The 24,149-nt window shown below is 73.1% G+C and carries 14 protein-coding genes; 4 read left to right on the plus strand and 10 right to left on the minus strand.

From position 1 onward, the window contains the following. Window positions 1–14: 14 nt before the first annotated feature. From topA to WMF29_RS27570, 3 genes are all read right to left on the minus strand, one after another. Entirely contained in the window at window positions 15–2,615 is a 2,601-nt protein-coding gene (topA, locus tag WMF29_RS27560) for a type I DNA topoisomerase (RefSeq protein ID WP_437323115.1), read from the minus strand. A gap of 127 nt (window positions 2,616–2,742) precedes the next feature. Further along, a complete protein-coding gene (locus WMF29_RS27565) occupies window positions 2,743–3,714 on the minus strand; it encodes a DNA-processing protein DprA (RefSeq protein WP_437323116.1) in 972 nt (323 codons plus the stop codon). An 82-nt stretch (window positions 3,715–3,796) separates the two neighbouring features. Then, complete coding sequence (locus WMF29_RS27570; RefSeq protein ID WP_437323117.1) at window positions 3,797–4,546, minus strand: hypothetical protein; 750 nt, start codon at window positions 4,544–4,546, stop codon at window positions 3,797–3,799. A gap of 79 nt (window positions 4,547–4,625) precedes the next feature. Between WMF29_RS27570 and WMF29_RS27575 the strand changes: the two genes are divergently transcribed. Together WMF29_RS27575 and WMF29_RS27580 are read left to right on the plus strand one after the other, a co-directional pair. Further along, window positions 4,626–5,630 carry a hypothetical protein gene (locus WMF29_RS27575; protein WP_272094034.1) on the plus strand — a complete coding sequence of 335 codons (1,005 nt, stop codon included), beginning with the start codon at window positions 4,626–4,628 and terminating at the stop codon, window positions 5,628–5,630. After that, window positions 5,627–6,433, plus strand: a complete 807-nt coding sequence (locus WMF29_RS27580) for a glycerophosphodiester phosphodiesterase (RefSeq protein WP_437323118.1) — start codon at window positions 5,627–5,629, stop codon at window positions 6,431–6,433. The genes WMF29_RS27575 and WMF29_RS27580 overlap by 4 nt, the downstream gene beginning before the upstream one ends. Before the next feature lie 26 nt (window positions 6,434–6,459). On the opposite strand, the gene WMF29_RS27585 is transcribed toward WMF29_RS27580, so the two are convergent. From WMF29_RS27585 to WMF29_RS27595, 3 genes are all read right to left on the minus strand, one after another. Beyond that, window positions 6,460–7,974, minus strand: coding sequence for a serine/threonine-protein kinase (locus WMF29_RS27585; RefSeq protein WP_437323119.1), 1,515 nt, complete (start codon window positions 7,972–7,974; stop codon window positions 6,460–6,462). A gap of 161 nt (window positions 7,975–8,135) precedes the next feature. Then, complete coding sequence (locus WMF29_RS27590; RefSeq protein ID WP_437323120.1) at window positions 8,136–9,023, minus strand: LolA family protein; 888 nt, start codon at window positions 9,021–9,023, stop codon at window positions 8,136–8,138. A 197-nt stretch (window positions 9,024–9,220) separates the two neighbouring features. Beyond that, entirely contained in the window at window positions 9,221–11,116 is a 1,896-nt protein-coding gene (locus WMF29_RS27595) for an HTH domain-containing protein (RefSeq protein ID WP_437323121.1), read from the minus strand. An 891-nt stretch (window positions 11,117–12,007) separates the two neighbouring features. Here WMF29_RS27595 and WMF29_RS27600 point away from each other — a divergent pair. Continuing rightward, a complete protein-coding gene (locus WMF29_RS27600; protein WP_437323122.1) occupies window positions 12,008–12,400 on the plus strand; it encodes a hypothetical protein in 393 nt (130 codons plus the stop codon). A 33-nt stretch (window positions 12,401–12,433) separates the two neighbouring features. Here the strand turns inward: WMF29_RS27600 and alaS are convergent, their stop codons facing one another. The 3 genes from alaS to WMF29_RS27615 all read right to left on the minus strand — a co-directional run bounded on the left by alaS (window position 12,434) and on the right by WMF29_RS27615 (window position 18,710). After that, a complete protein-coding gene (alaS, locus tag WMF29_RS27605; protein WP_437323123.1) occupies window positions 12,434–15,187 on the minus strand; it encodes an alanine--tRNA ligase in 2,754 nt (917 codons plus the stop codon). A 178-nt stretch (window positions 15,188–15,365) separates the two neighbouring features. Then, entirely contained in the window at window positions 15,366–16,205 is an 840-nt protein-coding gene (locus WMF29_RS27610) for a HEAT repeat domain-containing protein (RefSeq protein ID WP_437323124.1), read from the minus strand. 312 nt (window positions 16,206–16,517) lie between these two features. After that, the gene (locus WMF29_RS27615; protein ID WP_437323125.1) at window positions 16,518–18,710 is read right to left on the minus strand and encodes a TIGR04551 family protein; all 2,193 of its coding nucleotides are present in this window, start codon (window positions 18,708–18,710) and stop codon (window positions 16,518–16,520) included. A 619-nt stretch (window positions 18,711–19,329) separates the two neighbouring features. On the opposite strand from WMF29_RS27615, the gene WMF29_RS27620 reads away from it, so the two are divergent. Then, window positions 19,330–20,121 carry an OmpA family protein gene (locus tag WMF29_RS27620; protein WP_012237759.1) on the plus strand — a complete coding sequence of 264 codons (792 nt, stop codon included), beginning with the start codon at window positions 19,330–19,332 and terminating at the stop codon, window positions 20,119–20,121. Between the two features lie 96 nt (window positions 20,122–20,217). On the opposite strand, the gene WMF29_RS27625 is transcribed toward WMF29_RS27620, so the two are convergent. Beyond that, the gene (locus WMF29_RS27625) at window positions 20,218–24,093 is read right to left on the minus strand and encodes a protein kinase domain-containing protein (protein ID WP_437323126.1); all 3,876 of its coding nucleotides are present in this window, start codon (window positions 24,091–24,093) and stop codon (window positions 20,218–20,220) included. Between the last annotated feature and the right edge of the window lie 56 nt (window positions 24,094–24,149).

Genomic DNA, 24,149 nt, shown 5'->3' on the forward strand with positions numbered 1-24,149 from the left:
GTGTCGCGGGCTTCTTAGCTCGCCGTGCGGCGGGCGCGCACGGCCCGCGCGGGCTTTTCGGCGGCTCCCTGGGCCGCTCCGGCGCCCTGCGGCGCCGCCTCGGGCCGGCTGGCCGGCGTGGGCTCCGCCGGCGCGGGCCGGGCGGCCGGCGCCGGGGCGGCGCTCGCGACGAGCGCCGCGGCGTCCGGGGTGGCGGCGCCATCCGCGGCGCCGTCCTCCCCTTCGCCCTCGACGATCTCCTGCTTGAAGCCGCAGTCCTTCGTCGCGCAGACGAGCATCGCCTTCTTGCCGCCGGTGCGGGTGACGAACTTCGCTCCGCACTGGGGGCACGGGACCGGCACCGGCTTCTGCCAGAGCTTGAACTCGCACTTCTGCTCGGCGTTCCAGTTGGAGCAGCCGTAGAAGGTGCGCCCGCCCTTCTTGCGCGGCCGGATCTCGATGAGATCTCCGCCGCAGCTCGGGCACGCGACGCCGAGCGGCACCGGGCGCGTGTTCTTGCAGGCCGGGTACCCGGTGCACGACAGGAAGTCGCCGAAGCGGCCCGTCTTGATGATCATCGGCTTCCCGCACTTGTCGCACGAGATGTCGGTCTCGCGGACGGCGGCGGTCCCCCGCGCGTCGGACAGGTCGCGCGTCGCCTTGCACTTCGGGTAGCGCTCGCAGCTCAAGAACCAGCCGTTCTTGCCCCACTTCTTGAGCATCATCGACCCGCACTCGTCGCAGACGATGTCGGTCTTCTCTGCCTCGGGCTTCCACGGCGCGAGCTTCTTCGACTTGTCGAGCTGCTCCCTGAACTTCTTGTAGAAGCTCTTGAGCAGCTGCTCGCGCTTCAGGCTGCCGGCGCCGACCGCGTCGAGCTCCTCCTCCATCTGCGCGGTGAAGTTCGGGTCCATGATGTCGAGGTTCGACCGGACGAGGCCGTCGACCACGAACTTCCCGAGGAGCGTCGGCTGGAACGCGCCGCCGTCCCGCTTCTCGACGTACGCGCGCTGCTGCACCTTGCTGATGATCTCCGCGTACGTCGACGGGCGGCCGATGCCGCGCTTCTCCAGCTCGCGCACGAGCGAGCCCTCGTTGTAGCGGGGCGGCGGCTGCGTGAACTTCTGATCGGTGATGACCCCAGGGGGCGACACGGCGAGCGCCTCGCCCTCCTTCATGTCGGGCAGGAGCGCCTCCGAGTCCTCCTCGGCCGAGGGCCCCGGCGCCGCGCGCTCCGCCTCGGCGGCGGTCGCCTCGGGCGCCGGAGCGGCGGCGCCGCCGTCCGCGGCTGCGCCTGCGCCTGCGCTCTCCTCCTCGCCGGCGAACTCCTGCTGGCCCTCGGTCACCTGCAGCCAGCCGGCGAACTTCAGGATCCGCCCGGTCGCCCGGGCGAGGTAGCTCCGGTACGCGGGCGCCGCGACCGTCGGCGCGACGTCGATCTCGACCGTCGTGCGGTCGTACACCGCCGGGGTCATCTGCGAGGCGACGAAGCGGTTCCAGATGAGCTTGTACAGCTTGTACTGCTCGTCCTTGAGGTGCTTCTTGATCGAGTCCGGGTGGATCTCGACGCTCGTCGGCCGGATCGCCTCGTGCGCGTCCTGCGCGTTCTTCTTCGACTTGTAGACGTTCGGGCGCTCGGGGACGAACTCCTTGCCGTACCGCTTCGCGACCACGCCGCGCACCTCGGCGATCGCGTCGTCGCTCACGCGCGTCGAGTCGGTACGCATGTACGTGATGAGGCCGACGGGGCCGCCGTCGCGCTTGAGGTCGATGCCCTCGTAGAGCGCCTGCGCGATCTGCATCGTCCGCTTGGCGCCGAAGTGCAGGTAGTTCGTCGCGTCCTGCTGGAGCTTCGAGGTGGTGTACGGGGCGGGCGGGTTGCGCTTCTGCTCGCGCCGCACGACCTTCGCCACCCGGTAGCGGGCGGTCTCGAGATCGGCGCGCACCTTCCCGGCGACCTCGCCGTTCGTCACCTCGAGCTTCTTGCCGTCGGCGGAGGCGAGCTTCGCGACGAACGGAGCGCGCTGCGGCGGGCTCGCCGCGCCGAGGCCGACCGCGATGTTCCAGTACTCCTCCGGGACGAACGCCTCGACCTCGCGCTCGCGGTCCACGATGAGCCGCAGCGCGACCGACTGCACCCGCCCCGCCGACAGGCCGAACGCGAGCTTCGACCAGACGAGCGCCGAGACGTCGTAGCCGACGATGCGGTCGAGCACGCGCCGCGCCCGCTGCGCGTCGTACAGGTTCTCGTCGAGCTTGCGGGGGTTGTGGACGCCGTGGTCGACCCCCTTCTTCGTGATCTCGTGGAACTCGACCCGCGCCACCTTCAGCTTCGGGTTCTTGATCTCCTCCGAGATGTGGAACGCGATCGCCTCCCCTTCGCGATCGGGGTCGGTCGCCAGGAGCACCTCGTCCGCCTTCTTCGCGGCGGACTTCAGCTCCTCCAGGACCTTCTCCTTGCCCTCGATGACCTCGTAGGTCTCGGCAAAATCGTTCTGCACGTCGACGGCGTTCTGCTTCTTCGGCAGGTCCTTGACGTGCCCCTTCGAGGCGAACACCTCGTACCCGTTGCCGAGATATTTCTTGATGGTCTTCGCCTTCGCCGGCGACTCCACGATGACGAGCGTCTTGGCCATCACCACCTTCTGAGCAACGAGATCGGGCTTGTGAGGATTGAGGGGCGCCCTTCGGTGCGAGGGAGGCCCCCCCGCGAGGAGGCGGCCACCCGAAACCGCACTGGGCAGGGTGAGCCGGCGCGCCCCTTCAACGAAGAGCCCGCCGAAACAACCCGGCGGGCCCCTCTACTACTACGGCCTGGAGCGTCAACGTCAAGAGTGCCTCCACGGCGCGTCTGGGCGGAAGCCCCGTCCTCTCGCAGACCTCATCGACGTGCGCCGGCCGGGCGTCCAGGGCGTCGAGGACCGCGCGTTCGGCCGCGCTGATCGACGGAAATGGCCCGCTTTCCCCGGGCGAAGCGCTCGTCGGCGCCCCGAGGGCGGCCTCCGGGAGCGGCAGCGTGCCGCCGCCGGGCGACCTGCTGCGGGCCGAGCGCCGCGCTCGCCGGCGGGGAGGGGGCGCCTGCCCGCCGAGGACGTCGATGACGTCGTCCGCGCGCGTGACGGGGCGCGCGCCGGCGACGAGCTCCAGCGCGCAGCCCACGCCGCGCGGGCTCCACGGGGCGTGGGGGACGACGCAGAGGTGGCGGCCGAGGCGCCGGGCCGCCGCGGCGGCGGAGCGGGCGCCGCTCTCGACGCCCGCCTCGACCACGACGGTCGCGAGCGTGAGCGCAGCGAGGACCGCGTTGCGCTGGAGGAACAGCGCCGGCAGCGGCGGCGTGTCGTCGGGGACGCGCGCGAGCAGCGCGCCGCCGGCGGCGAGGACGCGCTCGAACAGCGCCGCGTGCTCCCGCGGGTACGGGCGCGCGTGGCCGCCGCCGCTGACGACGACCGTCGGCGCGCCCGCGTCGAGCGCGCCCTCGTGCGCGGCCGCGTCGACGCCGCGCGCGCCGCCCGACCAGATCGAGAAGCCCGCCTCGCCGAGCGCCGCGGCGAGCGCGCGGGTGAACCGGAGCGCCTCGTCGCTCGCGGCGCGCGTCCCGACGATCGCGACGCCCGGGCACGCCGGGAGCGCGCCGCGCAGGTAGAGCGTCGGCGGGGCGGCCTCGGTCTCCGTCACGAGGGCCCAGAGCTGCGCGGGGTAGGATGGATCTGCGGGCTGGATCTCGATCGACGCCATACGCGGCGTGTCGACCGACGCCCGGGGCGAGTTGCGCGAAATGAAGAGCGCGCGGCCGCCCGCTCCCGGCGAGATCGCCGCGCTACCGGGGCGGCACGCGGGGCGGCGCGCTCGGCGGCGCCGTGTTGGGCGGGGTCGCGCCGGACGGCGCGGCGCCGGGCGGCGCGGCTGGACGCGCGCCCCGGAAGCCCTGGACGAGCACGACGCCCGCGCCGCGCCGCACCTGCGCGTGGAGCTCGACGGCGAGCGGCGCGGCGGCGGGCGCGGAGAGGCACGCTCCCCGGCCGCCGATCACCGCGACCGGGCCGCGGTCCGCGTCCTGGGCGACGATCTCGAGCGCGGGCGGCGCGCCCTTCGTGACGAAGAGATCGACCTCGATCACGCCGAGCCCGCCCTGCGCGATGAACACCGCGCACTCGTCAACACCGCGCGGGATGCGCGCGGGGATCGCGCCGCTCTCCCCTTCCGCGATCGCGAGCGACACGACGTCGCCGAGGGGCGCCATGCCCCTCGCCTCCCCGCGCGCGGTGTTGGCGAGCGCGAGCGCCGTCACGCGCGGCACCGGCGCGCTCGCCGCGGGCCGCTGCTGCGCCGCGCGGCTCAGGAACAGGCGCGACGCCTCCGGGTCCGGCTCGGGCGCATCGCGCGGAGGCGGCGGGTTCCGCGACGTGTCGGGCGCGGGCGAGGAGGCCGGCGGAGGCGGCGGGCTAGGGTGCAGGACCTCGGCGCCGCCTCCGCCGCAAGCCGACACGGCGAGCGCGAGCGACGCAGCGAGCAGGCGGCGCGCCGGCCCGAACGGATGCAGTTCGATGAGAGCGAGGGCGCGCCGCACCGCGCGGAGCCTACCAGAACCGCCGCGCCGCGCTCGGTCTGCGAGCGGCCGGCCGTGGGTCGTGCTACCCACTCGCCCGATGAAACCCAGGGACATCGTCGTCGCGACGCATGGTCACTGCTTCGACGGCATGGCGAGCGCGGCGCTGTTCACCCGCCTGATGCAGGCGCTCCGCCCCGGCGAGCCGCTCGCGCTGCGGTACCGCTCCTGCGGGTACGGCCCGGGCATGACGATGATCCCGCCGTCGTGGCTCGACGGCGACGAGAACGCGATCCTCGACTTCCGCTACACGCCGACGAAGAAGCTGACGTGGTACTTCGACCACCACGTCACCGGGTTCGGCTCGGACGAGGAGCGCGACGCGGCCCTCGCCGGCGCGTCGCGCTCGAAGGTCGCGGGCGACGCGCCCCAGGTCTTCTACGACGCCGCCTACGGCTCGTGCACGAAGCTCATCGCGGACGTCGCCCGCGATCACTTCGGCGTCGAGATGTCCGGCGCCGATGAGCTCATCCGGTGGGCCGACCTCATCGACACCGCGCGCTTCCCCTCGGCCGAGGCCGCCGTGAGCCGGGAGGAGCCGATCATGCAGCTCGCCTCCGTGGTGGAGCATCACGGGGACGGGCCGTTCCTCGCCGCCGTGGTGCCCCGGCTCGTCGAGCGGCCCGTGAGCGAGGTGGCGCGCGAGGCCGACATCCAGGAGCTCTGGCGTCCCCTCTCCGTCTCGCGGCAGACGTTCGTCACGCGCATCGAGCGCGGCGCGCGGAAGCTCGGCCGCGTGGTGCTCGTCGATCTCTCCGACGCGCCGCTCGAGGCGGTCGGCAAGTTCATGACGTACGCGATGTACCCGGACTGCGTGTACTCGGTCACGCTCTCCCGGCAGAAGCAGCACTACAAGCTCTCGGTCGGCTATAACCCCTGGTGCGGCGTCCCCCGCGATCGCGACATCGCCCCGATCTGCCGCCGCTACGACGGGGGCGGGCACCCGGCGGTCGGCGCGGCGTCCTTCCCGCTCTCCGCGCTCGAGCGCGCGCGCGAGGCGGCCCGCGCCGTCGCCGAGGAGCTCGACAAGGAGCCCGAGCGGTGACCTGGGCCGAGCAGCGCTTCCGCAGGAGCGCGCGCGAGACGGGGCGGGCAGCGTCATCACGCGCGCAGGCCGGGGCGGCGGCCACGCGCGCGCCGCTCCTCTTCGGGCACCGGGGCGTGCGCGGCGAGGGCGCCCCCGCGGAGAACACCCTCGCGGCCTTCGAGGAAGCCGCGGCGCAGGGGGCCGACGGGATCGAGCTCGACGTGCGGGTGTGCGGCTCGGGCGAGCTCGTGGCGCTGCACGACCCGGACCTCGCGCGGATGACCGAGGGCGCGGACCCGCGCGCCGCGGCGGCGCTCCCCTGGGACGAGCTCCGGCGGGTCGACCTCCGCGGCGAGCGGGTGCCGCTCCTGTCCGAGGTGCTCGCGTTCGCGCGCGGCCTTCGGCTCGCCGTGAACATCGAGATGAAGCGGGACGTGCCCGATCGCACCGCCGTCGTGCTCGCGACCGCGCGGCTCGTGCGCGCCTGGGATCCCCGCCACGCCTTGCTCGTCTCGTCGTTCGATCCGGTCATGATCGCCTCCTTCGGCGCCCTGGTGCCGGCCGTCCCGCGCGCGCTCCTCGTGCACCGGAGCCGCTACCACGACGCGGCCGTGCGCCTCGCGCCGGCGCTCGGGGCGCTCGCCGCGCACATCGAGCGGACGATCGCGTCGCCCGAGCGCATCGCGCTCCTGAAGCGGCAGGGCCGCGTCATCAACGTGTGGACCGTGAACGACCCGCGGGAAGCGCAGGACCTCGCGGCGCTCGGCGTCGACGGGCTCATCACCGACGCGCCACGCCGCATCCGCGACGCGCTCGAGTAGCCAGCGTCGTCCGGCGCGGCCGGGCGCTACCTTCGCTGCCAGGGGTCGATGATCTCGCGCGACCGGCGCGGGCTCCGGCGCGGGGCCGACGGAGCCCGCGGGGCCTTTCGCTCGGCGGACGCAGCCGGCTCCGCCGTGGCCGCGGGCAGCGCGGCGTCCGCGGCTGGCGCGCCCTCGGCCGCGGGCAGCGGGGCGTCCGCGGCTGGCGCGCCCTCGGCCGCGGGCAGGCGCACCACCACCGCGGTCGATGCGCGGACCACCTCCAGAGCCGGCGCAGGCGCAGCCGCGCTCACGCTCTCGGGCTCGATCGGCGCGATCACGTGGTAGGGCGCGGCGTCCTCCTCGCCGACGGGCCGCAGCGCCGTCACCGCGACCGTCCCGCTGATCGCGGACAGCGCGCCGCACGCCACGAGCCAGCGGAGCGTCGCGCTCGAGTGAGGCCTGCGATCCGCGCGGACCTCACCGGCCGATGCCGCCGTCAGCGTGCCGGGCTGGGACGGCTCGGCCAGCGAGGCGAGCGTGTCCTGCCGCGGTCGCGGGCCCTGGTCCCCGGACCGGGAGAGGGAGGCGAGCTCCCCTGGGCCCTCCAGCTCGCCGGTGCCGCCCGGTGACAGCCCGAGCAGCGTCCCCGTGCGCGACGTCACGGGCGCCGGCTGCGGCGCCGAGGGCACGGGCAGCGGGATGCTCGGATCGCCCGCCGCGGCGACGAAGGCGTGCACCATCTCCTGCGCCGACTGGAACCGCTGGGCCCTGTCGCGCGAGAGCGCGCGAACGAAGAAGCCGTCGAGATCGGCCGGCACGTCGGGCGCGAGGTGCGTCGCGAGCGGGATCGGCTCGACGAGGATCCGCGACAGCACCGCGCCGAGCACGTCGCCCTCGAACGGGAGCTTGCCCGTGACGGCGCGGAAGAGGATGACCCCGAGCGACCACAGGTCGCTGCGCGCGTCGAGGTTCCTGTCGCCGCGCGCCTGCTCCGGGCTCATGTAGAACGGCGAGCCCAGGAGCTCGCCGGTCCTCGTCGTCTCGTCGGTGAGGAGCTTGCCGGTGAGCTGCTTGGCGATGCCGAAGTCGAGGACCTTGACGATCTCCTCGTCCTCGTCGACGCGCGAGAGGAACAGGTTGCCGGGCTTGAGATCGCGGTGGACGAGCCCGGACTCGTGCGCGCGGCGCAGCGCCTTGCCGGTCTGGATCGCGATGCGCGCCGCCTCGGCGAGGGAGATGCGGCGGACCCGCCTGAGGCGACGGCTGAGATCCTCGCCCCGGAGCAGCTCCATGACGAGGTACGGGACGGTCCCCCAGATCCCGTAGTCCTGCACGCTCACCACGTGCGGGCTATCGAGGTTCGCCGCGGTCCGCGCCTCGCGGTAGAAGCGCGCGCGGAACTCCGGCGAGGCAGCGTGCTCCGGATCCATGAACTTGATCGCCGCCGGCGCCCCCAGCTGGAGGTGCCGGGCCAGCCACACCGAGCCCATCCCGCCCCGCGAGAGCGGCCCCTCCAGGCGGTATTTATCGCCGACGATCGTTCCCGGCTCGACGTCCATCGCCGACTCCTCCCGCCACGGCGAGGTAGATGGCGTCTGTCTAGACGTTCGAGCGAGCGGCGTCCACGCCATCAGGCGAGCGCTGCCATACGCCGGCCGGCGCCACCCGAGATGGCCTTTGTCCTCTCAGGAGCCGCCTGAGCGCGCCTGCTCAGAGCACCTTAGTCCTGGCAGTCGACATGACGGCGGACGACGCCGCCCGGGACCGGCTGCGTGAACGCGCCCGAGATGATGGGCGGATTCCACTTCGCCTCCTTGTACTGAAAGATCACGTCGTCCTCGGTGTTGGGCACCCGCATCCGGATCGATCGGGGGATCTCGGCCAGGCAGGCGCCGCCGCTCGGCGGGATCGGATCGTCGATCCCCTCCGGATCGACGCGCGGCGGCGCGGTGCGGATGGCCTCGTGATGGCTCAGCTCCACCTGATAGAGGTCTGTCCCGCGCTGCGCGACCCGGACCTCGCGGACGCGCAGGCGCTGCTGGCTCCACGGCGCGAGAAAGTCGCGGGGGTGCGGCTCGAGGTGGATCTCCTCCACCGCGTCGCGGGAGCCCTGGATCAGCACACGGTAGAACCCGTCGCCGTCCCAGGCGATCGAGGCGCCGTGCGGCTCGTGAGCGAGCACCGGCGCCTCGCCGCGGAGCAGCGAGACGAGGGCGTGCCCGGGGATGGGCACCTGGGTGAGCCGCGCCAGGTTGCACGTGCTCGCGGGCCCGTGAAGGAACTGCTTCTCCCGGACATCGAGCATCTGGAACTGGGTGCCATTCGACGTGAGCGTGAAGAGCGTCGCGCCGAACGGGCTCACCACGTCGAAGCGCACCCGATCCGGGTTGACCGCGAGGATGTACATGTCCCCGCGGAGCCGCCCCTGGCGCGAGAAATGGTCGACCTTGGCGGTGCCCTGGACGCCGTTCACGCAGGCATAGGAGGCCTTCATCCGGTCGAGCGCCGCGTCGGCGGTCGGGAACCGGGACGCGGGCGGAGCCACGGAGGCACAGCCGGTCACGAGCACGGCGAGGGGCGCGGCCCAGACGATCGCGCGATGGCGCATGGGCGCGGACGCTGGCAAGGATCGCCGAGCCCGTCAACCGCGGAAGCGGCGCCGAGCCCATCCACCGCCGGAGCGGCGCGAGGGGCGTGGCCGTGGAGGAGGGGTGTCGAGGGAGGGCCGAGGGCCCAGGAGACGGCGGCGGGAGGGCCGCGCGTCCGGCCCGGAGCGAGCCCCCGGCCGGACGCGCGCGAGCAGGATCAGGACGCCCGGAGCGCCTCGAGCAGATCGACGTCGGGGATCGCGACCGGGAGGCGGGCGCGGAGCACGGCGACGTCGTTGTCCTCGCAGAGGCGAGCCACCGCGAGCCCGTCGAAGAGGGAGATGGGCGCGGTCCCCACGATCGCGGCCTCCTCGCGCGCACCGGAGAGCATCTGACCGGCGGTCAGGATCCAGCCGGCGGTCGCGGGGCCGTAGTGGTGGAGCGAGCCGCGCAGCTCGGTGACCCGCTCGCGGCCGACCTCGCGGCCGTCCCGCCGGATGACCAGCGCGAGCTTGATCTCGTCACCCGCCGTTCGGAGCGCGCCGGAGAAGTGGCTCTCGCCGCCCGGCGCCCCGGCGCGGCGCACAGCGCGCAGCTGGCCGATGCCGATGCGCTCGAGGGCGAGGACACAGATCTCGACGAAGGCATGGCCCGGGAGCTCGGAGAGCTTGCGCACGAAGGCGCGCCGCGCGGCATCGCGGTAGCGCTCCACCGCGGCGAGCGCCTCCTGCTCCAGCCGCGCGAGGTCGCCCGGCAGCAGCCAGTCCGTCAGCGCGATCCTGCCGCCGGCGAAGCGGAAGCGGGGCCGCTGCCCCGCGGCGGTGCGGCGCGCGTTGTCGGCGCGCACGGCGGCCGCGACCTGGGACTGCACGAGCTGCACGTCGCCGGCGAGGCGGCCGCGGCGCTGCGCCGTCTCCGCGATCTGCCGGAGCGAGACCGCGCCCGCGTTCCGATCGAAGGTCGAGAGGATGCCGGCCACCGCATCGGCGAGATCACGGCCGGCCAGATCGTCGAGCGCGTGCCCTTCGCCGCCCGTGAGCTCGATGACCTGCGGGCCGCGGTAGACGGGCTCGGCGCCGAAGCTGTCGGGGCGGTCCGCTCGGTCGATGCGCTCGGCCCGGTCGATACGCTCGACCCGGTCGGTGCGCTCGGCCCGATCGGTGCGCTCGCCTCGCTCGGGGCGATCGAAGCGCTCGGTCCGGTCGGAGCGCGGCGGCTCGCGGCCGTTCTCGCGCCGCGCCTCGAACACGGGCGTCGCGACGTAGGAAGGCAGCCCGCCGGTGCTCGGGTTGGCCTCCGCGGTCCCGCGGCCGCGGCGGCGCCGGCGGCGGCGGCGGCGGCCCTCGCCCTGCTCGCCCGACGAGCCGGGCGTCGCGCGGTCCTCGCCGCCGAGGATCGGCTGATCGTCGTCGTCCTCTTCGTCGAAGAGCTCCGCGGCGCCGGCCACGGCCTCGGCCCGCATCGCCTCGTCCGGGCCCGGCGGCTCCGCGTCGTCGAGCTCGCCCTCTTCCTCGTCGACGTAGGCGCTCGCGGCGCGCGGGGACGACGGCGTCGGCGGCGGCACGGGCTCGCGCGCTGCCGCGATGTCCACGCCGTTCAGCCCGGCCGCGCTCGTCGCGCCGGCCACGACGTCCTCGTCCTCGTCCTCATCGTCGATCGCAGGCGCGGCCTGCGCCGCCTCGTTTGCGGCTCCGCCCTCGACCTCGACCGCTCCGCTCTCCGCCTCGAGCTCCGCGGGAGCGCCAAGCTCGCTCTCTTCCGCCGCGTCGTCGTCGGCGCCCGCATCGAACAGGGTCGGCTGCTCCTCGTCCTTGCGCGCCTTGACCGCCTCGGGCTTGCCGCCGCGCTTCGCCTTCTTGCCGTCGAGCCCGGACTTGATGGTCTTCTCGTCCCACTCGCGCAGCGCGAACACGCCCGGCTTCACGCGCACCAGGGGGTTGTCCGCCGTGTCCTTCTTCAACGTCGCCGCCAGGCGGGCGCCCATCGTCACCTCTGGGCTCTTTCCAACGTGGCTAAGGAGGTTCTTCTCGATCGCGATATCGGTGATCTCTTTATAGTGAAGCGGTCTACCGATGAGGCGAAGCACCTCGGCGGCTGCATCCGTGAACGTCATCTTTGTTCGCCCTTCGGGCGCGCCGCCCGGCGGGCGCCCTCGTCGTCCCCATCGCGGCCGCCCCGTCCAAAGTGGCTGACGAAGCGCGCGGGATACCCCACCGCAGCCGGGAAACGCACATTCGCTCCCACTCGGCCACGACGCGCGGAACGGCGTGCTCGTAGCATGCTCGGAAACGGCGGTCAACGGGCCGCACGATCCGGCTCAGAAGAAGCCGCTGACCGACCTCTAGGGCGCGGAACCGGGGGGCGGGCGGCGCGAGGCCCGGATCGACCGCGCGCCGCGCCGAGGCGAGCGCGCGGCGGCCGGCGACGGCAGCCTGGATGAACGCGCGGCGCGCAGTCAACGGCGCGCGGGCTCCTGGATGAGCATCGATATGGCTCGTGAGCGGATGTCGGCCAGTCCGGAGCACGGGAGAAGACAAAGGGAGAAGATGAGTTGACGCGTTGCTCTGTCGAGGTGTTGAGTGCGTCGACATGTCCGGGAGTCCAGGAGTCGAAGTCTCTCGCTCAACTCACCGCGTCGCCGCACGACCGCACCACCACCGCGCGACCGAGGAGCGCTATGCGATGATGGAGGACGCGATTGGCCGCAGCGCGCCTGACGGACCGGGCATCACCGCAGTTCACCACGGATAATCATGCATGTTCATGCGCGACCATGCGTAACCGCGCGCCCCCACGTGTAACCGCGCGCACCGACGCGTAATCGCGTGTAACCGCGCGTAACCGCGTGTAACCGGGCGTGAAAAGGCGCTCCAGGACGGCGCGCCGCGGTCGTCACGCGGTCGTCACGGCCGCGGCTCGCCCGGCCAGCGGTGGCGCGGCGCGGCGCGGGCAACAGCGCTTTTGCGCTTTGCCATCTGCCGGACAGGAGGGCTACGCTAGGTGGGTGGAGCTTTCGCGGCTGCTCGACGAGCTCACCCTGGCGGCGGAGAAGGTCGGCATCGCCGTCAGGATGGAAGCGTTCGATCCGCACCTGTCGGACGCGCGCAATCCGCGGGGCGGGCTCTGCACGGTGCTCGGCCGGCGGATCATCCTGGTCGACGCCAACGCGTCGCTGCCGGATCGCATCGCGACGGTCGCGGGCGCGCTCGCGCGCGTCGATCTGGAGTCCGTGTTCTTGCCGCCGATCGTGCGCGCGACCATCGGCGCTCACGCCCGCGGCGCGCGGCCCCGGGCGGCCGCGCCGGGCGAGCCAGCGCGGCTGCCGGCGCGCCCCGCGCGGGGCGGGAAGGCCCCGAAGCTGCTCCCGCTCGCCCGCACCAAGTGGCGTGACGCCTGAACGACCGTCCCGGCGGGGCGCGGGCAGCGCGCGCTACGAGGCGAGAGTCCGCTCGACCTCGGCGTAGAGCGCCGCGATCGCCGCGTCGAGCTGCGCCACGTCGGTCCCGCCGGCCTGCGCCATGTCCGGGCGGCCGCCGCCGGAGCCGCCCACGATGCGAGCGATCGGCTTGATGAGCTCGCCGGCCTTGAGCCGCTCGGTGGCCGACTTCGAAAGCATCACGGCGAGCTGCGCCTTGTCGCCCACGGCCGCGCCAAGCAGCACCGCCGAGCGATCGCCGAGCTTGTCGCGCAGCTTCTCCGCGAGATCGCGCAGCGCGCCCGGGTTGGTGCCGTCCGGCACCCGGCGCGCGAGCACCTTGATCCCGCCGATCTCCCGGGCGCCGTCCAGCATCGCGTCGATGCCACCGCCGCCGCCGCCCTGCGCAGGGCCCGCCCCCTCCAGGATCCGCCGCTCGAGCTCGGTGACCTTCTTCTCGAGCTCCCGCTCGTGCGCCACGATCTTCCCGATCTTCTCGGCGAGATCGCCGCCCTGCGCCTTCGCGACCTGGCGCGCCCGGGCGAGCTCGGCCTCGACGCCCCGCGTGTACGCGAGCGCGTTCAGCCCCGTCGACGCGAGGATCCGCCGCACGCCCGCGGCCACGCCGCCCTCGCTCGTGATCTTGAACAGCCCGATGTCCCCCAGCGCGCACGCGTGCGTACCGCCGCAGAGCTCCACCACCTCGGGCGTCATCGTGAGCATCCGCACCGTGTCGCCGTACTTCTCCTCGAAGATCGCCATCGCGCCCCGCCGCCGCGCCTCGTCCATCGGCAGGATCTCGGTCGTCACCTTCGCGTTCGTCAGGACCTTCTCGTTCACCAGATCCTCGATCCGCGAGATCTCCTCGCGGGTGAGGGGCCGGTTGTGCGTGAAGTCGAAGCGGAGGACGTCCGGGCCGACCCGCGAGCCCTTCTGCTGCGCGTGCTCGCCGAGCACCTTGCGCAGCGCCCAGTGCAGGACGTGCGTGGCCGAGTGGTTGCGCCGGGTCGCCGACCGCGCCGCGTGGTCCACCGCCAGGTGGACCCGCTGCCCCACGGCGATCGCCCCCTCGCGGACCACGCCCTCGTGCACGACCAGCCCGGCGAGCGGCTTCTGCGTGTCCTTCACCTCGACGCGCGCCCCGTCCGCCGTCACCTCGCCGACGTCGCCCACCTGGCCGCCCGATTCGGCGTAGAACGGCGTCTCGCGCACGACGATCTCGACCGTCGCCCCGGCCTCCGCGCGCTCGACGAGCGCGCGGACCTTGCGCGCCCGATCGCCTTCGCCCTGGACGTCGACCCGGACGATCGCGACGATCTCGCTGTCGCCCTCCTCGTGCTCGTAGCCCGTGAACACCACCGGCTGCGCGAGCTTGGCGCGGGCCTCGCGGTGCGCCGGGTCCACCGCGGCGGTCGGATCGATCGGGCCGTCCGCCTCGCCGGCGCCCTTGATGATCGCCTCGGCCCCCTGGACGTCGACGCCGAAGTTCGACTCGGCGCAGATGACCTGGGTCAGATCGAGCGGGAAGCCGTAGGTGGTGTAGAGATCGGCCGCGGCGGCGGCCGGGAGCGTCCGCTCGCCGGACGAGCGCATCTCGTCGAAGCGCTCGTCGAGGATCTTCATCCCGCGCTTCAGCGTGGAGCGGAAGCGGACCTCCTCGTCCTCGGTGACGCGGGCGATGAGCTCTCGCCGGTCGCGGAGCTCGGGGTACGTCTCGCCCATCCGGCGGACCACCTCGAGCGCGACCTCGTGCAGGAACGGCCGATCGATCCCGAGCCGGTGCCCGTGGCGGATCGCGCGGCGCATCACCCGGCGGAGCACGTACTCGCGCCGCTGCCGCTCGGGCATCACCCCCTCGGCGATCAGGAACGCGGCCGTCCGCGCGTGATCCGCGATGACCCGCATCGACACGTCGTCGTCGGCGCTGCCCCCCGTGTACGGCTTGCCGCTGAGCTCGGCGGCCTTGTCGACGAGCCCGCGGAGCAGGTCCGTGTCGTAGTTCGAGGTCACGCCCTGGAGCACGCTCGCGAGCCGCTCCAGGCCCATGCCGGTGTCGATGCTCGGCGCCGGCAGCGGCACGAGCGGGCCGTCCTTCTCGACGCGCTCGTACTGCATGAACACGTTGTTCCAGATCTCGGTCCAGCCCGTGCCGTCGATGCGCGGCTCCTCGCCGAAGCGCGCGACGTCGGGCTCCTTCCCGTGGAAGAAGTGGATCTCCGAGCAGGGGCCGCACGGGCCGACGTCGCCCATCGTCCAGAAGTTGTCGGCCAGGCCGAGCCGGAGGATCCGGTCGTCGCCGAAGCCCGTGACCTTGCGCCAGATCGCCGCCGCCTCGTCGTCGGCCGGGAAGCCCCCCTCGCCGTTGTAGATGGTGACCACGAGCCGCGACGGCGAGATATCGTAGACCTTCGTCAGGAGCTCCCAGGCGAAGGCGATCGCGTCTTCCTTGAAGTAGTCGCCAAAGCTGAAGTTGCCGAGCATCTCGAAGAACGTCTGGTGGCGCGCGGTGACGCCGACGTTCTCGAGATCGTTGTGCTTGCCGCTGATCCGGATGCACTTCTGGCTCGAGGTGGCGCGCTGGTACGGGCGCCTGTCCTTGCCCGTGAAGACGTCCTTGAACTGCACCATGCCCGCGTTCACGAACATCAGCGTCGGATCGTTCTGGGGCACGAGCGGCGCGCTCGGGACGATCTCGTGCCCGCGCTGGGCGAAGAACTCGAGGAATGTGCGGCGGAGCAGGTCGGAGCTGGCAGGCGTTGCGATGGACATAGGAGGACGCGCGGTCTAGCACGACCGGAGAGCGGCTTCCGCCTGCTCGACGCGCGCCCGCGACGCCCGCCGCGGAAGACGCGCGCGCCGGGTCGGTGTGCGCCGGGCCGGGCTGAGAGCCGGCTCGCGCCGGGCACGCTGGCGCGCTGGCTCACGCCGGCGAGGCCGGACCGCCGGGTCAGCGGCCGGAGGCGACGACGCTGCTGCCCGAGGCGGCCTCGAGGGCGAGCGGCGCCCTCTGGAGCGCGCTCTCGATCGCGCCGGCGACGGCGTCGCTCTGCAGCTGGGCGAGCTCCCTCAGGCCCTGGGCGCGCTTCGCCTCGGCGAGCGCCTGAGCCGAGCCGGTCATCGAGCCCTTCAGCGTCTGGCTCGGCATCTCGCGGATCACGTACTCGACCTTGGCGGCGAAGCCGACCCCCTCCGCCCCATGGCGCCTGCTCAGGTGCGTGACCGAGCCGTCCAGCGTGAAGGCCGGCAGCTTGCGGCTCTTGCCTTCAGCGGCCACGTCCATGCCGTCGGCCACGATCTCGATGTCGGCGAACTGCGCCACGCGGTTGCGCGTCTGCTGCCTCAGCTGCGGTCCGAGCTTCGCGTCCTTCACGCCCGAGCGGTTCTCGAACTTGCCGAGGCTGACAAGGAAGCGCGCCTTGGACGACGAGCGCGACAGCTTCTCGATGGCGGCCTCGATCGGGCGCTTGAGGTTCGGGGCAGGCTCGAGGTTGAGCGCCGCCTTGAGCGCCGGGACCGCCGCGGGGTTGCCCATCGCGCCGAGCGCCGCGGCGGCCGACGCGCGCACCGCCGGGTGCGGGTCCCTGAGCGCCTTCTCGAGGGCAGGCCGCGCGCCGGGGCTCTTCGACCTGCTGAGCGACAGCGCCGCCGCGACACGGAGCCGGTAGTCCTTGCCGACCGCGATGTCGCGGAAAGCGGACGTGTCTGCGTCCTGGGCGACGGACAGGGCGGTCGACCCGAGCACCATCGACGCCGCCAAGAACATCGCAATGAAGAGACGACGAACCATCACGTCCCTCCGGAGAACGGCGGCTCGCGCCACCCGTTCTCCTCGGTGATCCACGGAAGTATCGCGACGCGCTGGCGTCCAGACAATCCTATCCTTGGCCAGGACGGTCGCGAGATCAAGGGCTGTTTGGCCCCGGATGGCTCATGCAGGACTCATGACGAGAGCGACGACGTCGCCGTTTCGCGCCGTCTCGCGCCGTCTCGCGCCGTTTCGCACGGTTTCGCGCCGTCTCGCACCGATTCGCCGCCCCGAGCGTTCATTTCCAGACACGCGGCGACGCGCGAGGCTGGCTGAGCGCCGGGCGGGTTCGGCTCAGAAGAGGATACCGAGATACCAGCGCACCGTCTGTGCGGTCTCGAGATCGATCTTCTGGACCGTGTCTTCACCCCTGAGCTGGCCGAGCCCGCCGAGAGGAAACAGCACGCCGTACTGCACCGCCGTGTAGAAGCCGCCCATCTTGTCGGGGTCGTCGTTGAGCGTCCCGTCCTTGGACTGGAAGTACAGCTGCGCGTTCAGCTCGATGCCGAGATCCCGGGAGTTGCCGGGAGCCTGGAGGAACTCGGAGGCGCGGCTCCAGATGGCCGCGGCGCCGAGGCCGGCGCGCTGGCCGTTCTTGTCGCGGGCGAAGTCCCAGTCGACGCCAGGGCGGAAATAATACGCCCCCTGGACCCGAGAGAGGATGTTCCTGAAGAGGATCTGGTCGACCCGGTAATCGGGGTGGAAGCGGAATGTCGAGTACGTGCGATCGGTCGAGTTCTGGGGATCCATGGCCCCGAGCTGCGTCCCCTGCGGCTTGAGGGCGGGCGCGTCGTCGTCGCCGCTCGCGTACCCGAAGCCGAAGTGGACGCGCAGCCGGCCTTCCATCTCGGTGAGCTCGGCCTGCGTGGCGAGCCCGAACTGCCGGATGCCCCAGCCGGTGTCCTTCGGCGAGAGGACGTTCGCATAATCGCTCTCGTCCTGCCCGCGCAGGTCGAGGGATCCGTAGATCATCGCCGCCTCGAGCTCGAAGCGGAACTTCTTGTAAAGGAGCTGGAGCCACACGTCGGGGATGACCATCTCCGCACCCCGGTGCACGTACCCCGCCGCGACGTTGTCGGCGCTCTGGCCGAGCGACGCGGACAGCTGGGGGTTCGTGTCGCCGGCGGTGACGTCGTTCGCCAGCGTCTGCTGCCGGTAAGCGAAGTAGACGCCGCCGTTCATGACCATGTTGCCGCGGGCGAGCTCGAGCTTCTGGAGCTCGGGATTCTTGCGGCGGACGGCGACGAACACGTACTGATCGACGTCATCGGACTGGGCGAGGTCGTACGGCTGTCCCTCGAGGTCCTGGAGCGAGGCGCTCGTCGCGCCCTCGTTGGCCCAGTCCCACGCGCCGGCGAAGTAGATGTCGTATTTCTTGATGCCCGTGACGAACATCAGCCGGTCGACGGTCGACTGGTAGTCGGAGTCGTACCCGTCACCGCTGTTCGCCACCATACCGAGGCCCCAGTGGTTCGGCATGCGGCCGAAGCGGAGGAGACCGACGGGGGTCATGTACTCTCCCCAGATCCGCTTGACGGAGATCGAGTCTTTCGTCGAGTTGACGCCGGCGCTGGGCGCCCACTGGGTGCTGGAGAAGGCCCCGAGCGGCGCGTAGCCGCCCCGGCGGGCGACCTGGTAGCCGCCGCCCGCCGCCGGCTGGTTCGCGTAGCCCTCCGGGGTCGAGCCGAGCACCACGTTGTCGAGGAGATCGACCTGCGTGAGGATGCGCAGGTTGTCGCTGATGTGCAGCTCGGGGTTGAGCCGGAAACGCATGTTCGCGCCGGCCTGGGTGTCGTTCTTGCACGCGTCGAACGAGCGGGTGCCGCCGCTCGTGGTCTCGCTCGGGTTGCAGAGCGAGAGCACGCTCCCCTTGTAGGAGTTGTCGGCCGGCTGCGGCCAGAGCGCGCGATTGCGCGGGTCGATGCGGCCGAGGGCGAAGCTGTTGAAGAGCTCCCAACGGAGCCGGTAGTAGCCGTGGAACTCGAACGTCGGTCGCGCGTGGGACCACCAGTCCTCGGCGTAGACCTCGCTGGGCCGGGCGCCGATCTCGGCCTGGGTCGCCTGCCGCTCGGGCTGCTCGGCCGCCGCAGCGGCTGCAGGCCCCTCCGAGGCGGCCGGCGCGGCCGGCTGCGGCGCGGAGGGAGCGGCCGTGTCGGCCGGCGGCAGGAGCGGCTCGCGCGCCGCCGGGGGCTCGGGCGTCTCGGCGCCGGCCGGCGCGGCGCCTGGCTGGGCCGGCGCGGCGGGCTGGGCCGGAGCGGCGGGCGCTGCACCGGGCTGGGCCGGAGCGGCGGGCTGCGCAGCGGGGGCGCCCGCCTGCCCGGCGGGCGGCTGCGCTGGGGCCGCCGGCGGCTGGGCCGGCCGGCGTGCCGGCTGGGCGGACGCGGAAGACGCGCCCAGCACGAGCGCGAGCGCGAGGCCCGACCGGAGGCGACGGCGAGGGGTGCCAGGGCGGCACGACGTACCCGGAGACCGCGACGAGATGGGCATCTGCTTGGTTTCGTTCGCGCGTTTTCGCCCCGCGCGCAGGAAGAGGTTGAAGATCCGAGCTCTCGGTGGCCCGGGGGCCGATGTCTCACGCCCGGCCTGTGTGGTCAAGGCACCACTCGGCCCCGAGCCCTGGAAGCGGGTCACGGATACACACCCGGGACGCATCGAAGCAGGGGCCACCTCAACCTCGGTCGGCCGGCGGGGCCGCCTCAACCTCGGTCGGGGTGGCGGGCCCCGCCTCAACCTCGGTCGGGACGGCGGGGCCGCCTCGGCCGCCCAACCTCGGTCGGGGTCGGCAACCTCAACCTCGGTCGGGGTCGGCAACCTCAACCTCGGTCGGGGTCGGCAGAGGACCCGGCGCGTCGAGTTCATCCTCGTGCACTCGCCGAAGGAGCCGCAACAGACGCCAGCAACGCCCGCGGCCGCCGCGCCATCGCCTCCGGCAGCGCCGCCGCTCTCGCCTGCGCCGCCGAAGCCCCGATCCCTCCCCACCTGCAGCGCGCGGCCACGCGGACGGGCAGATCTCGCCGTCCTCCCCTCTGGATCTCTCGCCCGAGCTGAGCGACGCTCTCGCCCGCAGCATCCCGCTCCCGCCGACGGAGCCATGGAGAAAGCGCTCATGAACCGGACACTCATTGCACTACCCCTCGCGCTGTCGTCGCTGCTCGCCGCGGGCTGCGGCCACTCCGAGCAGGAGTGGAAGTCGCAGCTCGACAAGTACAACCAGCTCCAGAACCGGAGCCAGAAGAGGGAGGCCGAGCTCGAGAAGGAGCTCGCCGACGCGAAGCAGCGCGTCGAGGAGCTCGAGAAGAAGCTCGCGGACCAGGGCGCCGACATCTCGAAGATGAGCTCGACGCTGGAGGACCGCGAGAAGGCGCTGGCCGAGTACAAGGCGCGCGCGAAGCAGCTCGAGGCGATCCAGGCGCGGTTCGACCTGCTCCGGAAGAAGCTCGAGGAGCTCGTCAAGCTCGGCCTGGAGGTCCAGGTCCGCAGGAACCGGATGGTCATCTCGCTGCCCGGAGACGTCCTGTTCGACTCGGGCAAGGACACGCTGAGCAAGGACGGCCAGCAGATCCTGAAGAAGATCTCGGACGTCATCCGGGGCGACAAGTCGCTCGTGGACCGCGACTACCAGGTCGCCGGGCACACCGACAGCCAGCCGTACAAGAGCGGCCCGTTCCAGGACAACTGGGGGCTGTCGCTGATGCGCGCCCGGGCGGTGCTGCTGTTCCTGATCGGCAAGGAGGGCCAGCTGCCGACGAGGCACTGGAGCGCGGCAGGGTTCGCGGACACGGACCCCATCGCGAGCAACAACACGCCGGCCGGCAAGCAGAAGAACCGCCGGTGCGACCTGATCGTGCTGCCGGACGTCGACGAAATGCTCGACCTGACGAAGCTCGCCACGAAGTAAGCGCCCGCAAAAGACGGGCCCGTGACGCCGACGGCGGTGTGCCGCTTCGTGCGCCACGGGCTCCCCCGCGTCGTTCGGCGCGCGCGGCGCGACGGCTCAGCCGCCGAGCCACTGCCGCGCGAGCTCGAGCGTGCGGGCGTTGTCCGGCACGTCGCGGAGGAAGCGCTCGCGCCAGGTCGGATCGCTGAGCTGCTCGGCGCGCGCGAGCAGCGCCGTCCTGGCCGACGCGATCGCGACCTCGGCCTCGGCGCGCCGCCCGCTCGCGGCGAGCGCCTCGGCATAGGCCAGGCGGACGAGCGACTCCCCCTCTTCCAGCGTGCCGAACTCCGAGAGCCGCGCGCTCGCCTCGGCGGCAGCCCGCATCGCCTCGTCGGTGCGTCCGAGCCCGAGCAGCACGCGAGCGAGGATGGAAAATGCCTGCACGCCCAGGGTCGGCGCGCTCTCGAAGAGCGCGATGGCGGCGCGCGCCTCGCGCTCGGCGGCCTCGGAATCGCCCATGGCCAGGGCGATCTTCGCCAGGTAGCAGCGAGCGAAGAGCTCCGTGCGCACCATGCCCGCTCCCTGGCTCGACGCGACCGCCTCCTCGGCGAGCGCCCGCCCTTCGGCGAGCTGACCACGGTACCCGAGGACCTGCGCGAGGTTGGCCAGCCCAGAGACCTTCAGCTCGTCCAGGTGCATCCGGTCGGCGGCCTCCATGGCTGCCCGCAGCATCGACTGCGCCGTCTCGAAGTCGCCGAGCTCCATGCACACGGCGCCCAGGCTCGCCCGGGCGCTGAGCGCGTTGCGATGATCGCCGGCCTGCTCGAAGGCGAGCAACGCGGCTTCCTGGCTGCCCGCGCAGGAGCCCAGGTCGCCTCTGCACATCTCATAGGCCGCGCGCGCGTCGTGGAGGTGCGCGATCACCTCGAGATCCCTCGTCTCCGCGCTCGCGAGGGCGCGCTGCACCACATCGAGCAACGCGGCGCCCTCGGCGTACCGCCCACCCAGCGCCAGCGCGCTCGCGCCCGCGGACAGGCAGCGGAGCTTCGCGTCCTGCGCGTCGCCGGAGGCGGCCACGTCCACCGCCTCGGTCGTCACGCGAGCGACGACGTCCAGCCGACCCAGCTTCGACGTGGCCCATACGAGGGGGATGATGGCCGAGAACCATGCGGCCGAGCCGCGCTCCACCAGGGCCAGCGCCTCGCTCCCCCGCTCCGCGGAGAGCGCTAGATCGCCGCGCCAGACATGGGCTTCCGCCTGGAGTTGGCGGAGCCTGCCCGCGGCGTCCCCGGCCGCGCCGCAGCCGATACCCCGCTCGGCCCGCGCGATCGCCGCGTCGAGATCGCCGCCCCGGAGCGCCTCCTCCGCCGCGCGCAGGTACGCCTCCGCCGCCCGCGCCGGCGCGCCGCCGAGCTCGAAGTGCTCCGCCAGCGCCATGGCGTCCGCCCCGCCGGCCCGCGCCAGCCAGTCGCCCGCAAGGCCGTGCCCGACGCGGCGGTCGCGCTCGGTCAGCATGCCGTAGGCGGCTTCCCGCACCAGCGCGTGCCGGAACTCGTACTCCACCTCGCCCGCGATCCGCGCCTCGCGCCGCCGCACCAGGAGCTCCCGCCGCCCGAGCTCCGCGAGCGGCTGCGCCACCGGCGCGCCGCCCACAAGGGCCGCCACCGCGCCCTCCCACGACGTCTCGCCGAACACGCTCGCCGCGCGCAGCACCCGGCGCTCCTCCACGCCCAGCGCCTCCAGCCGCGCCTGCACCATCGCCAGCGCCGTCTCCGGCATCCCCTCGCCGCGGCCCTCGGCCACCGCGCGGATGTGCTCCTCCAGCACGAACGCGTTGCCCTCGGCGCGCGCAAGCAGCTCGTCCACCTGCGCAGCGCTCACGCCGTCGCCGAGCACCTGCCGCACCAGCCGCTCGCTCGCGCGCCGGGGCAGCGGCGCGAGCCGCAGCCGGAGCCCGACCCGCTGGCGCCACAGCTCTGGAAACAGCTCGTCCACCTCGGGGCGCGCGAGCGCCAGCACCAGCAGCGGGAGGTCCCTCGCGTGCTGGAGCGCCGCCTCGATCAGCCGCACTGTCGGCAGGTCGCCCCAGTGCAGATCCTCCAGCACCAGCAGCACCGGCTGCCGCTGGCACTCGGCCCGGACGAAGTCCTCGAACGCCTGGCGGATCCGGTCGCCCATCAGCACCGGGCTCTGGCGCGCCGCCTGCAGCTGCACATCGCCCTCGTCAGGAAAGGGCGCCCCCACCAGCTCGCCGAGGAACGCCGCGACGTGCGGCCCCTTGCTCCCGAGCCCGTCGAGCCGCTCGACCCGGGCCAGCACCTTGCTCCGCCGCACCTCCAGCGCCTCGCCGTCGAGCAGCCCCATGGCGCGGCGGAGCGCCTGGGCGAGCAAGCCGAACGCCGAGCCGGCCGCCATGGGATCGGCCCTGCCGATCCAGACCTCGGCGGCCTCGCGCTGCTCCTCGACGGCGCGCAGGAACTCCCAGGCGAGGCGCGACTTGCCCATGCCCGCCGCGCCAACGACGACCACCGCGCTCGCGGTCGGCTCGTCCACGCAATGGCGCCACTCGGCCGCGAGCTGCGAGAGCTCGCGCTCGCGCCCCACGCACGGCGTCGGCTTCCCGAGCAGCCTCGGCACCGTGTCCGGCTCCTCCTTCCGGCCCCGCAGCCAGCACCCATCCGGGCCCTGCACGGTCTCGAAGCGGCTCGCGAGCAGGCTCGCCGTCGCGCTGTCGAGCCGGATTCCCCCGGACGGCGGGCCGTCGCGCCCGACGATCAGCTGGGCCACGCGATCGACGAGCTCGCCGACAGGCAGCCTCCCCTCGATCTCCGCCAGCCCCGTCGCCACCGCCACGGGTGCGCCGCCGACCACCGTCCGGAGCGCGAGCGCGCAATGGGCCGCCCGCACCGCGAGGTCCGTCGGAGACTCGGCGCCCGACAGCGCGATGAGCAGCCACTTCGACTGCAGGAAATCGAGGCTCCCACCGTGGCGCGCCGCGAGGTCCCGCAGCGCCTGGGCCTGCGCGATCCCATCGGCCTCCGCCAGCGTGGCGTCGCTCTCCTCGCTGCCATGGGCGGCCAGGATGACGCACATGACCCGCCGCTCCGACGTCGTGATCTCCTCGCCAGGCGCGCGCGGCGCCGCGATCGCGCCCCCTCCTGCGGCGAGCCCCTCGCCGGCGAGGGCGGCGAGCTCCGCCGCGACGGCGGCGCCGTCGCGCGGCCGGTGCGCCGCCGACTTCGCCAGCATCCGGGCCACGAGGCGCTCGATCGGCTCGGGGATGCCGTCGCGCAGCTCCCCGAGCCGCGGCGGCTCTTCCAGCACGACCTTCACGAGGAGCGACAGCAGGTTGTCGCCAAGGAACGGCCGGCGCCCCGTGAGGCACTCGAACAGGATGCACCCGAGCGCGAACACATCCGCGCGGGCGTCCACCGGCGCCTCGCCGCTCACCTGCTCGGGGGCCATGTACCCGGGCGTCCCGAGGATCGCTCCGGGCGCCGTCAGGCTCCGCGTGAGCCAGAGCTCGCGCGCGATGCCGAAGTCGAGCAGCGTGGCTCGCTCCACCGCGCCGCCCACCAGCATCAGGTTGCTCGGCTTCAGGTCGCGGTGGACGATGCCCTGCTGGTGGATCGCGCCGAGCGTCGCCGCCACCTGCGCCGCCAGCGTCACGCCCTCGGCGATCGAGAGCGGTCCTTGGGCGAGCCGCTGCTCCAGGGTGACGCCGTCGAGCCATTCCATCGCCAGGTACGGCTGTCCTGCGGCCGTCGTCCCGTGCGCCACGTACCGCACGACCCCTGGCAGCCGGAGCGTGACGAGCACCTCCGCCTCCCGCGCGAACCGGCGCAGATCGCTCGCGCTCGCGCCTTGCAGCACCTTCAGCGCGACCGCCTCCCCCGACCGCCGGTCACGCGCGCGATAGACGTCCCCCATCCCGCCGCTTCCGGCGAACCGCTCGATCTCGAACCTTTCCTCGACCACGTCCAAATCGCGCATTGCGTCTGCGATGTCGTTCACACGGGCCTCTGGCGACGGCCCTCCCCCGCAGGATC

It is taken from the genome of Sorangium sp. So ce381 (assembly GCF_051473845.1).
GTDB lineage: Bacteria > Myxococcota_A > Polyangia > Polyangiales > Polyangiaceae > Sorangium > Sorangium atrum.

Coding starts and splice junctions, on each gene's coding strand:
- WMF29_RS27615 (WP_437323125.1), bottom strand. CDS start 18,710: ATGCCCATCTCGTCGCGGTCTCCGGGTACGTCGTGCCGCCCTGGCACC.
- WMF29_RS27575 (WP_272094034.1), top strand. CDS start 4,626: ATGAAACCCAGGGACATCGTCGTCGCGACGCATGGTCACTGCTTCGAC.
- WMF29_RS27565 (WP_437323116.1), bottom strand. CDS start 3,714: ATGGCGTCGATCGAGATCCAGCCCGCAGATCCATCCTACCCCGCGCAG.
- WMF29_RS27590 (WP_437323120.1), bottom strand. CDS start 9,023: ATGCGCCATCGCGCGATCGTCTGGGCCGCGCCCCTCGCCGTGCTCGTG.
- WMF29_RS27625 (WP_437323126.1), bottom strand. CDS start 24,093: ATGCGCGATTTGGACGTGGTCGAGGAAAGGTTCGAGATCGAGCGGTTC.
- WMF29_RS27595 (WP_437323121.1), bottom strand. CDS start 11,116: ATGACGTTCACGGATGCAGCCGCCGAGGTGCTTCGCCTCATCGGTAGA.
- WMF29_RS27585 (WP_437323119.1), bottom strand. CDS start 7,974: ATGGACGTCGAGCCGGGAACGATCGTCGGCGATAAATACCGCCTGGAG.
- topA (WP_437323115.1), bottom strand. CDS start 2,615: ATGGCCAAGACGCTCGTCATCGTGGAGTCGCCGGCGAAGGCGAAGACC.
- WMF29_RS27610 (WP_437323124.1), bottom strand. CDS start 16,205: ATGGTTCGTCGTCTCTTCATTGCGATGTTCTTGGCGGCGTCGATGGTG.
- alaS (WP_437323123.1), bottom strand. CDS start 15,187: ATGTCCATCGCAACGCCTGCCAGCTCCGACCTGCTCCGCCGCACATTC.
- WMF29_RS27620 (WP_012237759.1), top strand. CDS start 19,330: ATGAACCGGACACTCATTGCACTACCCCTCGCGCTGTCGTCGCTGCTC.